Here is a 12,647-nt window from a genome sequence, read left to right as displayed (position 1 = left end):
CTCAGTATCCCCAAGGACTGGAGCCGTAGGTCTTCATTAAAAAGAACTGCGCGATCGGATAACCGAAGGCGACCAGCATAAATCCCGCAATCACCCAGTTCCACAGCGTAAAACCGTTCAGGTAGGCCGGCAGGGTTTGAACCGGACGAATCGGCTCCGCGTATTCGATTTCGCCCTCGTAGGGTTCGGTCGCGTTAAGTTGGGTCTTGGCGAGATTGTAGATCAACAGGCCGGCCGACCCGACCAGGATCAGTCCGCCGAAAATCATCGTGATTTCATAGGGTTCCCAGGACAGCGTCAGCAGATTGTTGTAATGGACGCTGTCGATCCGCCGCGGCTGGCCGAGCAGGCCGAGAATGTGCCAGGGCGTCGTCAGGATCACCATCCCGATGAACCAGGCCCAGAGCTGAATCAATGCCAGGCCGTGCGAAAACAGCGGTTTGCCGGTCAATACCGGCCAGAAATAATAAGCGATCCCAAAATACATGATAATCGTGGTGCCGCCGAAAATCAGGTGAAAATGCCCCGGAATCCAGGCCGTGTTGTGCACCATCACGTTCATCGCATAGCTGGCGTTGATCAGGCCGCCGAAGCCGCCCAGGATCAGCATCAGGAGCGACAGAATCATTGTCAGCACCAGGGGATTGGTCCAGGGCAGGGCGCCGATCCAGCCGAACAGGTTTTTGCCGCCGTTCAGGCGGCCGGCGATTTCCAGGGAGGCGATGACCGTGAAGGCGGTAATGAAGGTCGGCAGGGTCACCACAAAGGTGCCGATCGCATGCAGCATTTTCCAGCCGTGGCCTTGTTCGGGGTCCATATAGATATGGTGAAAGCCGATCGGCAGGCTGAATACCACCAGCAGGATGAAAGCGGCCCGGGCCAGTTCGTCGCTGAATATATAACCGCCCGCCTGTTTCGGCACCAGGCAGTAAAAGGCGATATAGGCCGGAATCAGCCAGAAGTACACGATCGGATGCAGCGTCCAGGCAAACAGGGTTCGCGCAAGGCCCGGGTCGATCGTATCGATCCAGCCGAGCGCCCACGGGATCAACTGGAACAGCACTTCGACCGCTACGCCGACGCTGGTCCAGAGCCAGAGGATCGCATTCGCGGCGGTCGCGAACATCGCGAGCGGCACCGGCCGTTCCGGATTCGCCTTTTTCCACTGCACGTACATGACGAGCATCTCGACGCACCAGAACCAGGATCCGACGACCAGCAGCGTCGCGCCGATATAGAACAGCACGTGCGCCTGCATCGGCGGATAGAAGGTGAACAGCACCGAGGCCGCGCCGGTCAGGAGAGGCAGGGCGGCCAATACGACGCCAAGCAGCGACACCCAGAAACCGGCCCAGGCGAACGTCTTGTTCCAGACCGGCAGCTTGAGCGTGGTCGTCGCGACGTAATAGCCGAAACCCATGATGAAAAAAGTGGTCAGCACGAACGCCATCAATACGCCGTGGGTACTGGTCGATGCATAATAGACTTCGCGGGACTGAATTGCGGGGATGAAGCCGCTGCGCTCGACCACCTGATAGATGCCCATCAGGCAGGCCAGCCCGAAGGCGATAAACGCGACCCAGAAATGGGACAGCGCCAGTTGTTTTTCGACGGCATTATTCATGGTTCGCATCTCCTTGGGAGTGTTTGAGGGCTGCCCACTGCGCCTTGCCGATCACCTTGATGTTGTTCCACATATGCGCATGGCCCATTCCGCAATATTCGTTGCAGATCAATGGGTACGCGCCCGCCTGATGCAGCACGGTCTTGACCTCGGCGACATAGCCCGGCACGATCATGGTGCCCATGTTGGTCATCGGGATATGCACGCCGTGGATTACGTCCTGGCTGACCATCCGGAACGTCAGCGGCGTGTCGGTCGGCAGCACGATATCCTGCGGATAAAAACCGTAACGGCCCGCGACGATCCGAACGGTAATATTGCCGGCCGCATCTTCATGGACTCCGAGCTTGTCTTCGGCAAACTCCCCGCTCAAATGCAGGGAAGCGGAGTCGATCGTTTCGATGTGGCTCGGCGCGTGGATACCCTGAAAAAACGCAGAGCCCAGAATCACCAACACGAACAGGCCGGCGATCCCGAGCGAGACGGTCGCCCATCTTTTTTCCAGTCGATCGATATGCATAAGGCCTCCTCAGCCGATAGGTCCGCGCGGCAGAAACACGCCGAAATAGATGAATAGCCAGGCCAGCGTCATGGCGCCGCCGACGATCAGCAATAAAGCCCAGGTGCCGACCGGAGAACTTTCCAGAATTTTTTGCCGCTCTTCTTCGCTTAACTCGCTCATAACCTATTGTCTCAAGAGGGTAGAAATAGAACCGGTTGAAAAAAATATTACTGATTAACAACACGATTTGTAATGCAATTTTATATTACACGTATCCAATCGATTCCGATATAGCCGGAAATCATTTAGAAGCGAAAATTGCGTACGGTTTGAAATGGAGCGGATTATATCGATGATTCGTATGAAAAAAATAAATCGGTTGATTTTTCAGCAAATCGGAACGGTTTCATTCGGAGAGTAGGTAGGGTGGATTCGCCGCCAGGCAATCCACCAGGCTTTGAAGAGGTTGGCGTTTTGCTATTGAGGCTGTGAAAGTATTCAGAAACTTTCAGACCGGTATCCATATATTGAGCCTATTGAAATTTTTAATCACTATATATTGTGTAGAAAATTTCAAAAAACGAATACTTTCACAGTCTCTATCGCGAAAACGCCCTACGGTGCTCGTCATTCCGGTAGGGATTGCCGGAATGACGCCCTTTGTGAATATAGCGCGATTGCCCTGAATAAAAAAATAAATCGGTTGATTTTCAGCAAATCGGCACGGTTTCATTCGGAGAGGGCGGAAAGCAGAAACTCCAGCGCCCGTTCGTCGGCCGAATCCACCGTTACCGCGTCCTTTCGCTCTTCCGGGCTTAAGGCTTCGGCCGTTTGCTGTTGCCGCCGCAGGATCTCGATCGTCGCTTCGGAAGCATCGTTCCGATCTTGGCGCCGCCGGATGCGTTCGTCCAGCACCTGATCGGCCGCTTGAAAATCCAGAATCCTGAAGCGCGCGCCGGAGCTTGACGCCAGTTGCCGGAATGGCGCGCGCTGGGCGGCTTTTAAAAAGGTCGCGTCGACAATCGCGGTCAGGCCGGATTCGAGCACGGTTCGAGCCTCGGCAAGAAGCCTTTCGTAAGTCGATTGCGTGGCATTTTCGGTATAGATACCGCTATCCGGGGCGCTGCCGGTGCCCTGATCGGCTTTAAACCCGAAGATCCGTTTACGTTCGATATCCGAGCGAATCTGCACGGCGCCAATCCGTTCGGACAGCAGGCTCGCATAATAGGATTTGCCGGAGCCGGAAAACCCGTGCGTAATCAGCAGCATGGGGCTGGACATTCGGGTAAAGCGTTCGGCCAGATCCGCATAGACGCCGTATTCGGCATGATTTTGTTCCCACAGCCCGGAATCGTGCTGCTGTTCGGCACGCAGCAGGCTGACTTTGGCCAGCACGAGCGCTCGGTAGACGAGATAATAGCGCAGCAGCGCCACCCCCCGGTAATCGCCGGTGCGTTGCAGATACCGGTTGATAAAACGGAAGGCCAGCGCGTCGAGTCCAAAATGCAGCAGATCGATCATTAGGAAGGCCGCTTCGCTGATCACGTCGATCCAGCGCAGCATCGGATTGAATTCGATGCAGTCGAACAGCACGATTTCGCCGTCGACCCGCGTCATGTTGCCAAGGTGCATATCCCCGTGGCATTCGCGCACGAAACCTAAGTGTTTACGCTGTTCCATCAGTCCGGCTTTGGCCTGCCACTCCGCCAGCCCCCAGTCTTCGATCGCCTGCAACTGTGCGATTCTGCCGGGGTTCTGCAGCCGGGGCCGCAGATGGATGGAGTTTTCTTCGAACCAGTGACGGATATCCGTGCTGTCGCCATAAGGGGAATCGCCCGAGGCTTTGGCGATGCGCGCATGAAAATCGGCGAGCAGGTCGGTGATCCGGTCGATTTCGTTTTGTCCGAAATGGCCGGATTTGCCCCGGTCTTTCAACGTCGCCGCTGTCGGGAACTGGCGCATTTTTACCGCATATTCGATCGCCGCGCCGTTACCCCCCATCCGGGGCCTTTCATAAGTGCCGGTAACCGGTACGACTTCGAGATACCAGTCGGCCGCCAACCGGCGGTTCAGGCGCAGTTCTTCTTGACAGAAATGGCGGCGCCGGGCCAGCGTCGAAAAGTCCAGAAAGCCGAAATCGACCGGTTTTTTGATTTTATACACATATTCGCCGGTCAACAGCACCCAGGAAATGTGAGTTTCGATCAAGCGGATATTTCCGGCCGAATGCGGGTAAGCTTCGGGGAACATCAACCCCTGGATCAGTTTCGATTCGGGGAGCTGCGAAGCCGGCTCGTGTGAGGTCGATGTCATTTTAGGTATTTTTACGAATGTTTTTGCGGGACGGAATAAGTTACTTTACCGGTTGAAAAAACGGGCTGTCCATCGTTTTTTACTCGATCCCGAGCCGGTTCTTTTCTAATCGATTGATTTATTTTCTTACAGTATGGAGTAACGGATATGAAAGAATCAAAAGAAACTCAAGAAAACAAAGACATTGTCAGCCAAGGTTCCCAAACTGAAACCGGGCGCGGCCTGATGGCTTTTGAAGATTTCGACCGCTGGTTCGACGACATGCTGTCGCGCCGCTGGCTGAATCCTTTTGACGTCAAGTTTCCGAGATTCCCCTTGATGAGTTTTCCTTTGAGCATGGAGGTGCCGAAGGTCGATATTATTGAAAACGACAACGAAATCAAAGTCCACGCGGCCTTGCCGGGGGTCAAGAAAGAAGATCTCGATGTTTCGTTGACCAATCAGACGGTTACGATCAAATCGTCCACCAGACAGGAAAAAAAGCAGGAGAGCGGCGAATATTGCCGGCGCGAGATCAGCCGCGGCGAATTTCAAAGAACCGTGTCGCTGCCGTGTCAGGTCAACTCCGATCAAGCGAAGGCTTCGTTCAAGGACGGCATCCTCGAAATCGTATTACCCAAGCTGGAAAAGACGCAGCGGAAGCGTATCGAGATTCATTGACGGAAATCATACGGGCGGTTTCGGCCACCCGCCAGCCCATTAATTTTAAAGAGGAAGCGATCGGTCATGAAAGCCATGGTTCTGACGCGCACCGGAAAATTGGCCGATCATCCGCAGCCGCTGGTGTTGATGGAACTGCCGGTACCGGCGCCGGGAAAAAAGGATGTTTTGATCAAGGTTTCGGTCTGCGGAGTGTGCCACACCGAACTGGATGAAATCGAAGGCCGAACCCCGCCGCCGAATTTGCCGGTGATCCCCGGGCATCAGGCGGTAGGGCATATCGTCGCGGCCGGGGAGCAAGTTAGCGGCACCTTCAAATCCGGCGATAGAGTCGGAGTGGCCTGGATTTTTTCCGCGTGCGGCGCATGTAAGTTCTGCCGCGCAGGCAATGAAAATCTGTGCCCTGATTTCCTGGCAACCGGGCGCGACGCGAACGGCGGTTATGCCGAATACATGGTCGCGCCCGCTCATTTCGTTTATCCGATTCCTCCGGAATTCTCCGATGCGGAAGCGGCGCCTTTATTATGCGCGGGGGCGATAGGCTACCGTTCCCTGCGGCTGACCGGCATTCAGGACGGCGACCGGCTCGGGCTGACCGGATTCGGCGCCTCCGGCCATCTGGTACTGAAGATGGCCCGCTACCGGTTTCCTCAAAGCGAGATCTACGTTTTCGCGCGCAGCCCCGAAGAACGCCGGTTTGCGATCGAACTGGGCGCCGTGTGGGCGGGAGAAAGCGGCCAGACTGCGCCGCATAAACTGGATGCGATCATCGATACCACGCCGGTCTGGGCGCCGATCGTGTCCGCCCTGGTGAATCTGGAAGCCGGCGGCCGCCTCGTGATCAATGCGATCCGCAAGGAAGACGACCGGCATCATCTGCTGGCGTTGGACTATCCGGAACACCTGTGGCGCGAAAAGGAAATCAAAAGCGTCGCCAACATCACGCGGCGGGATGTCGCCGAATTTTTACAGCTTGCGGCGGACATGCGGCTAAAACCGGAAATCCGGATTTACCCATTGGAGCAGGCCAATCAGGTACTGTCGGAGTTGAAGGCCGGCCGGATTCGCGGCGCCAAAGTGCTGCGGATCGGTTAGCGCATTTTCATATCGTGTGTAGGGAAGTCCTCACTTTCTGAAAGGTGCCCTGCCGTTAAGTCCAGCCCCGTAGGGTACGCTGTGCGTACCATCCATGTCAAAAGGTACGCACAGCGTACCCTACCGTCTCAATCCCTGACCGGGGCAGGCTCTGCCGGAATAACGCGCTTTCCTTACGAAGGCCATAGACCCAAAGCGAAAATGCTCTAGCAGGCGCTTCGGTCAAGGTCGCGTTTTATCTACCGCTTTCTCGCCCGGCAAGAGCAGACTGCTGATCCGATCGAGATCGTCTGCCGTCAAATTGCTGGCCAGCTGCTTCAGTTTGATGCTGTTGATCAAATAGTCGTAACGCGCCCGCGCATAGTCCCGTTTGGCTTTGTACAGATCTCTTTGCACATTCAATACGTCGACCATCGTGCGGGTTCCGACCGCGAGGCCGGCTTCGGACGCTTCCAGTGAGGTCTCGGAGGACATGACAGCGGTTTTTAGCGCCTCGACGCGGCTGATGTTGGTGATCACGCCGCGGTAAGCATCCTTGACCTGGCGCGTAATCGAACGCCTGACCGCCGACAAACTTTCTTTGGCGGCCTCGAATTCGAATTGAGCCTGGCGGGTCTTCGAATTGACCGCGCCTCCTTCAAAGAGCGGCACATTCAAGCGCAGGCCGATGTTTTGGGTGTCGCCCCGAAAACCGAAGCTGCTGTTTACATCCGAAACACTGTAAGCGCCGACGATGTCCAGTTGCGGCAAATGTCCGCTGCGTTGAATCTCGATCGATTTGCGCGCCGATTCGGCTTCGTTGTAAGCGGCGATCACCTCGAAATTATTCAGTTCGGCGGTCTCGCTCCATTTGGAAATATCGGCCGGCTCGGGTTTCTTCAAAGGCAGCCGTTCGCCGAGCAGGTCGAGCACCAGTTCCCGTTCGCCGACGATTTCTTTGAGCGCTTCGTTTTGATTGTCCAGCTGGTTGGCTGCCTCGATTTCGCCGGTGAGCGCCTGGTCGAAAGCGGCCTGCGCCTCGTTCACATCGGTAATCGCGGCGATGCCGACTTCGAAGCGCTGTTTGGCCTGTTCGAGCTGGCGTGCGATCGCTTCTTTTTCGGCCATCGCAAATTCAAGGTTATCCCGGGCCGATAGCACATCGAAATAGGCCTGCGTGGTTTTTGTCAGCAGATTTTGCAGCTCGGCCCGGTAGTTGGCTTCGGCCTGGGCGATCACGTTTTCGGACTGGCTCAGTTGCACCCAATGGTCCCAATGAAATACCGGCTGAGTCACGTTCAAATCGAACGTATGGCTCCAGTATTCCTGATCGACCTGCGGGCCGCGGAAGTCGCCGTTGCCGAAGCCGGTGAATCCTTTCGCCTTTTTGTTGTGCAAAAATTCCAGGCTCGATCCGCCGACTGCGGAAGCGGATGGAAAAAATCGGGCCAGGCTTTGTGTTCTGAACTCTTCGCGAGCCGACCGTTCGGCTTCGGCCTTTTTCAAATTAGGATCGTTTTGCAGAGCAAGATCGGCAATCTCCGATAGGCTTTGCGCTCCGGCCGAGTGACCTCCGCAGAGGGCCGTCAGCACCACTAGCGGATAGACGAAATTTATAGCTGCGGTCCGAAATGGCAAAACAAAAGTTTCCATGACTCAGGATATTGATCGATAGCCCGTAATAAAATATCAGAAATACGCCTGTTTTAGTCATGGATCGTCATTTTTTATCCCTGCTTTCTACGTTTTTTCCGTACTTTGGAGAGCGCAGAAAGGGGACAATAAGGCGGAGAATCCGTTGGCGCTTGTTATAATGGACAGGTTTGGTTCTTACTGCCCGCTTTAACCATGCCGGTTACCCGTTGTTTTTGATTCCTGCACCGAGGGGCCGGGCATTCAGGCCGCTTTATTCGTTTACCTGTGCGCAATCGTTATTCTCTTCTTGGCGAAAAGAGAACGGAGCGTATCTCCAAAGTGATAGCTACGAAAAATCAGAATTAAATAATGAAGCGTTTATCGAAAAAAATCATGTTAATTGTCGCGGCGGTCCACATTGGCGGCTGCGCCAGCCTAGGGAAGGGCATGGTTGAAGCGTATTTGGAAAAACAAGAGACCGCGGATACCCGCGTTTGTGAAATATGGGGAAAACCGTTTGCCGGATTGGTGCCTTACCTGAACAATCCGAAAGGAAAAATGAAAGTATTGATGGTGCATGGCGTCGGCGATCATTTGCCGGGCTATTCAACCCAGTTTTTGGAGAAGCTGGCTCAAAAACTGGAGTTGACCATTCAATCTGCGCACCCCAAAAACATTACGCTGACCAATCGCGGCGATCAGAGCAAAAATCTGGGCAATTTGCGCATCCATCGCCTGCTCAGCAAGGATAGAAAAAATGAATTGCTGTTTTATGAATTGACCTGGTCGAAGATTACCGCCCCGCAAAAGGAAGTGCTGGCCTACGACAATTCCGGCGAATATTCATTCCGGCGGGCGAAAATCAACGATTTGATGAAGAAGTTTTCGAACGACACAGGCCCGGATCCGATCATTTACCTGGGAGACAGCCGGGAAGACATTCTGGTCTCGTTCGCCCAGGCTTTTTGCTGGATGGCCCGAGGCGGCTGGAGCGATCTGCCGAATGATGCGATGCAGTCTTGTTCGCTTAATGAGGGTACCTTGGCAGCGAATGTGCGCCACGATGAATTCGCGATCATCTCGCACAGCCTGGGCAGCCGCATCACGATAGACGGCATGCAGCGTATCGCTTCGTTGATCCACGACCGCGACCCGGGCTTTAGAGAAGCCTTGAAACGCAAGGAAATTCCGATTTACATGATGTCGAATCAATTGCCCATGCTACAACTGGGCCGGAAATTGCCCGACATTGCGAATCAAAAACCGGCCTATTGCGAACCGACGGGCGAGCAATATCAAAACCGCATGTTGAGCAAAACTTCGATCATCGCCTTCAGCGATCCGAATGATCTGTTGAGCTACGCGATTCCGCACGGTTTTGTCGAAAAATACCTGGATTCGCGGCTTTGCGTCGAAGTTACCAATATCAATATCAACGTGGCGACCATTTTCGACGCTTTCGGTCTCGGCAAACTGGCCAATCCGCTCGATGCGCATATCGGCTATGATACCGACGACCGAGTGATTGCGTTGATCGCCAAAGGCATCGGCAACCAACAGACCGACAAACTGGTTACGGATAGATGTCTCTGGACGGAAACCGTGGATTGAGAGGAACCGAGGCCGGCTGGACGACAGATGCGCTACGAGCGGTAGGGTACGCTGTGCGTACCTTTTCACCTCGTACCCTACGCGGAAATTCTCATTTCCATCCGCCGTTCCGTCCCCTCCGTAAAGAAAAACGGTCCGCCCGGAACATAACATCGGCGCCGAAAATGAATTCAACCATGTAGGGTACGCTGCGCGTACCTTTTTGGGACAAAAATTAACGGAACGGTTTGAAAATGGTACGCGCAGCGTACCCTGCTTGGCTGGATTCTGCACTATTCTCAACAAGATATCAAACAGATCGAAACCAGTAGCTACGGCTCGATTACCCGCACTTACTCTCCCCACAATTCAAACAAGTCATACACCCGTCCATCATCACCATCGCCTTGGTGCTGCACTTGTTGCAGAGCACGGCTTTTTCGGGGAAGGCCTGGCCTTTGGATGAGCCGTGCAATGCTTCGAATTCGCGGCGCTTCTCGTCGATCAGTTCTTTCTGGTGGTCGGTCAGGCCTTCCGGCTTGATCATGCCGATGTGTTTCATATGGGCTTCGATCGCATGGCCGATTTCGGCGACCAGTGACGGCATGAACACGCCGCCTTTCTTGAAATAACCGCCGCGCGGGTCGAACACCGCTTTCAATTCTTCCACCAGAAAGGTGGCGTCGCCGCCTTTCCGGAACACGGCCGAAATGACCCGCGTCAGCGCCAAGACCCACTGGAAATGCTCCATGTTCTTCGAGTTGATGAAGATCTCGTACGGGCGGCGCTCTTCGTGCTCGGTGCCCGGATTCAGGATGATGTCGTTGATCGTAATATACAGCGCATGCTCGGACTGCGGGGTCTTGATCTTGTAGGTCGAGCCGACCAGCACTTCCGGGCGCTCCAGGTTTTCGTGCATGCGCTCGACGTCGCGCTGCTTCGCTTCGGTCGCGGCCTGTTCGGCGGCGGCTTTGTCTTCCTGGGTCAGCACTTTGTAGCCGACGATCTTTTTGGTGATTTTGTGTGTCATATCGGTATCCTGGATCAAAATTTGCCGTAATAGCCTTCTTTCAAGGCATCGAACAAATTCGCGGCGGTATGGATTTCGCCGTCGTATTCGACTTCCTCGTTGCCTTTGAATTCGACCATATGACCGTCTTCGAGCGTAAACTGGTAGGTCGTGTTTTCCAGATCCTTTTCCTTGACCAACACGCCCTGGAACACTTCCGGATTGAAGCGGAAGGTCGTGCAGCCTTTCAGGCCTTTTTCGTAGGCGTATTCGTAGATCGACTTGAAATCTTCGTACGGGTAGTCGGTCGGCACGTTCGCGGTCTTCGAGATCGACGAATCGATCCATTGTTGTGCGGCGGCCTGGATGTCGACGTGTTGCTTCGGGGTGATGTCGTCGGCGGCGATGAAATAATCCGGCAGCTTATGGCCCGGATCGTCGCTGTAAGGCATCGCGTTCGGATTGACCATTTCCCGGTAGGCCAGCAGTTCGAACGAATACACGTCGACCTTTTCCTTCGATTTCTTGCCGGCGCGGATCACGTTGCGCGAGTAATGATGCGCGAAGCTCGGCTCGATGCCGTTGCTGGCATTGTTCGCCAGCGACAGCGAAATGGTGCCGGTCGGCGCGATCGAGCTATGGTGCGTGAAGCGCGAACCGATCTGGACGAGTTCGGCGACCAGGCCGGGCTCGACATCGGCCAATTGCTGCATGTAGCGGCTGTATTTCGCGTGCAACACTTTGCCCGGCACCTGGTCGCCGATCTTGTAGCCGTCCGCGATCATTTCGGGGCGCTTGTGCAGCATTTCGCCGGTCACCGTAAATAGCTGCTCCATGATCGGCGCGGGGCCTTTTTCCTTCGCCAGCGCCAGTCCTTCCTTCCAGCCTTCGACGGCCAGCACCTTGGTCACTTCTTCGGTGAAGCGCAGCGATTCGGCATCCCCGTACTTCATCCCGAGCAGGGTCAGGGTCGAGCCGAGGCCCAGATAACCCATCCCGTGGCGGCGCTTGCCGAAGATTTCGTCGCGCTGTTTCTGCAGCGGCAGTCCATTGATTTCGACCACGTTGTCGAGCATCCGGGTAAAGATGCGGACGGTCTTGCGGTAGGCGTCCCAGTCGAAATGCGCTTCGCCGGTGAACGGCTTGACTACGAAACGGGTCAGGTTGATCGAGCCGAGCAGGCAACTGCCGTAAGGGGGCAGGGGCTGTTCGCCGCAGGGGTTGGTCGCGCGGATGTTTTCGCAAAACCAGTTGTTGTTCATTTCGTTGACCTTGTCGATCAGGATGAAGCCGGGTTCCGCGTAGTCGTAGGTCGAGCTCATGATGATGTCCCACAGACGGCGCGCGGGCATCGTCTTGGTGATCCGGCAGGCGACCAAGCCGTCATTGTTCACGATATAACCGTCCTTGCCGGGCAGGTCGCGCCAGATGATCTGCTTGCTGTCGCTGAGGTCCAGCCTGTCGGCCTTCACTTCTTTCTCGGTAAGCGGAAACGACAGAGGCCACCCCCGGTCGTTCTTGACCGCTTCGACAAACTCTCGGGTGATCAGCAACGACAGGTTGAACTGGCGCAAACGGCCGTCTTCGCGCTTGGCGCGGATGAATTCGACCACATCGGGATGGCCGACGTCGAACGTCGCCATCTGCGCGCCGCGGCGGCCGCCCGCGGAAGAGACGGTGAAGCACATCTTGTCGTAGATGTCCATGAACGACAAGGGCCCGGATGTATAGGCGCCGGCGCCCGAAACATAGGCGTTTTTGGGGCGCAAGGTCGAGAATTCGTAGCCGATGCCGCAGCCGGCTTTCAAGGTCAATCCGGCCTCGTGCACTTTCGCGAGAATGTCGTCCATCGAGTCCGCGATCATGCCGGACACGGTGCAGTTGATCGTCGAGGTCGCCGGCTTGTGCTCCAGCGCGCCCGCGTTCGACACGATCCGGCCTGCCGGAATCGCGCCCTGGCGCAGCGCCCAAAGAAATTCCTTGTAATATTTTTCCTGCTTCGGCTTGCCGATTTCGACTTCGGAGAGCGCCTTCGCGACCCGTTGATACGTCTCGTCCATCGTCGCATCGATTGCCGTGCCTTCTTTGGTTTTCAAGCGGTATTTGGTATCCCAGATGTCGAGCGAGGCATCTTGATAGGGGATGTCGGTCACGGTGTTGGGGATGACATGAAGAAGTGCTGTCATGGCGATCTCTCTGCTTAGTCGTGGATAAAGGAAAGTAAAAATAACATTAAATCA

10 protein-coding genes are annotated in these 12,647 nt (G+C 55.3%); 3 read left to right on the top strand and 7 right to left on the bottom strand.

Annotation, left to right across the window (positions count from 1 at the left end; all coding sequences use genetic code 11):
• Position 1: 1 nt before the first annotated feature.
• The 4 genes from METAL_RS10320 to METAL_RS10305 all read right to left on the bottom strand — a co-directional run bounded on the left by METAL_RS10320 (position 2) and on the right by METAL_RS10305 (position 4,439).
• A complete protein-coding gene (locus tag METAL_RS10320; protein WP_005372105.1) occupies positions 2-1,624 on the bottom strand; it encodes a b(o/a)3-type cytochrome-c oxidase subunit 1 in 1,623 nt (540 codons plus the stop codon).
• Positions 1,617-2,144: a cupredoxin domain-containing protein gene (locus tag METAL_RS10315; protein ID WP_005372104.1), complete on the bottom strand. Its 528-nt coding sequence runs from the start codon at positions 2,142-2,144 to the stop codon at positions 1,617-1,619. The genes METAL_RS10320 and METAL_RS10315 overlap by 8 nt, the downstream gene beginning before the upstream one ends.
• A gap of 9 nt (positions 2,145-2,153) precedes the next feature.
• A complete protein-coding gene (locus METAL_RS10310) occupies positions 2,154-2,306 on the bottom strand; it encodes a hypothetical protein (protein ID WP_005372099.1) in 153 nt (50 codons plus the stop codon).
• A gap of 549 nt (positions 2,307-2,855) precedes the next feature.
• Positions 2,856-4,439, bottom strand: a complete 1,584-nt coding sequence (locus tag METAL_RS10305) for a bifunctional aminoglycoside phosphotransferase/ATP-binding protein (protein ID WP_005372097.1) — start codon at positions 4,437-4,439, stop codon at positions 2,856-2,858.
• A gap of 147 nt (positions 4,440-4,586) precedes the next feature.
• On the opposite strand from METAL_RS10305, the gene METAL_RS10300 reads away from it, so the two are divergent.
• Complete coding sequence (locus METAL_RS10300) at positions 4,587-5,099, top strand: Hsp20/alpha crystallin family protein (RefSeq protein WP_005372095.1); 513 nt, start codon at positions 4,587-4,589, stop codon at positions 5,097-5,099.
• Positions 5,100-5,165: 66 nt separating this feature from the next.
• Positions 5,166-6,194 carry a zinc-dependent alcohol dehydrogenase family protein gene (locus METAL_RS10295; RefSeq protein ID WP_005372093.1) on the top strand — a complete coding sequence of 343 codons (1,029 nt, stop codon included), beginning with the start codon at positions 5,166-5,168 and terminating at the stop codon, positions 6,192-6,194.
• A 222-nt stretch (positions 6,195-6,416) separates the two neighbouring features.
• Here METAL_RS10295 and METAL_RS10290 read toward each other — a convergent pair whose 3' ends face one another.
• Positions 6,417-7,826, bottom strand: coding sequence for a TolC family outer membrane protein (locus METAL_RS10290; RefSeq protein ID WP_005372091.1), 1,410 nt, complete (start codon positions 7,824-7,826; stop codon positions 6,417-6,419).
• A gap of 351 nt (positions 7,827-8,177) precedes the next feature.
• Between METAL_RS10290 and METAL_RS10285 the strand changes: the two genes are divergently transcribed.
• Positions 8,178-9,419 (top strand): hypothetical protein, encoded by a 1,242-nt coding sequence (locus METAL_RS10285; RefSeq protein WP_005372085.1) that lies wholly within the window; start codon positions 8,178-8,180, stop codon positions 9,417-9,419.
• 322 nt (positions 9,420-9,741) lie between these two features.
• On the opposite strand, the gene METAL_RS10280 is transcribed toward METAL_RS10285, so the two are convergent.
• Complete coding sequence (locus tag METAL_RS10280) at positions 9,742-10,428, bottom strand: TSCPD domain-containing protein (protein WP_005372083.1); 687 nt, start codon at positions 10,426-10,428, stop codon at positions 9,742-9,744.
• Between the two features lie 14 nt (positions 10,429-10,442).
• Entirely contained in the window at positions 10,443-12,593 is a 2,151-nt protein-coding gene (locus METAL_RS10275; RefSeq protein WP_005372082.1) for an adenosylcobalamin-dependent ribonucleoside-diphosphate reductase, read from the bottom strand.
• Positions 12,594-12,647 lie beyond the last annotated feature (54 nt).

The organism is Methylomicrobium album BG8 (genome assembly GCF_000214275.2).
Lineage (GTDB): Bacteria > Pseudomonadota > Gammaproteobacteria > Methylococcales > Methylomonadaceae > Methylomicrobium > Methylomicrobium agile.
The sequence above is the reverse complement of the archived record's forward strand: the minus strand, read 5'-3'. Positions and strand labels throughout refer to the sequence as shown.

Excerpts from the sequence above, each read along its gene's own strand:
- METAL_RS10290 (WP_005372091.1), bottom strand. The coding sequence starts at position 7,826 with ATGGAAACTTTTGTTTTGCCATTTCGGACCGCAGCTATAAATTTCGTC.
- METAL_RS10315 (WP_005372104.1), bottom strand. The coding sequence starts at position 2,144 with ATGCATATCGATCGACTGGAAAAAAGATGGGCGACCGTCTCGCTCGGG.
- METAL_RS10320 (WP_005372105.1), bottom strand. The coding sequence starts at position 1,624 with ATGAATAATGCCGTCGAAAAACAACTGGCGCTGTCCCATTTCTGGGTC.
- METAL_RS10275 (WP_005372082.1), bottom strand. The coding sequence starts at position 12,593 with ATGACAGCACTTCTTCATGTCATCCCCAACACCGTGACCGACATCCCC.
- METAL_RS10295 (WP_005372093.1), top strand. The coding sequence starts at position 5,166 with ATGAAAGCCATGGTTCTGACGCGCACCGGAAAATTGGCCGATCATCCG.
- METAL_RS10305 (WP_005372097.1), bottom strand. The coding sequence starts at position 4,439 with ATGACATCGACCTCACACGAGCCGGCTTCGCAGCTCCCCGAATCGAAA.
- METAL_RS10310 (WP_005372099.1), bottom strand. The coding sequence starts at position 2,306 with ATGAGCGAGTTAAGCGAAGAAGAGCGGCAAAAAATTCTGGAAAGTTCT.
- METAL_RS10280 (WP_005372083.1), bottom strand. The coding sequence starts at position 10,428 with ATGACACACAAAATCACCAAAAAGATCGTCGGCTACAAAGTGCTGACC.
- METAL_RS10300 (WP_005372095.1), top strand. The coding sequence starts at position 4,587 with ATGAAAGAATCAAAAGAAACTCAAGAAAACAAAGACATTGTCAGCCAA.
- METAL_RS10285 (WP_005372085.1), top strand. The coding sequence starts at position 8,178 with ATGAAGCGTTTATCGAAAAAAATCATGTTAATTGTCGCGGCGGTCCAC.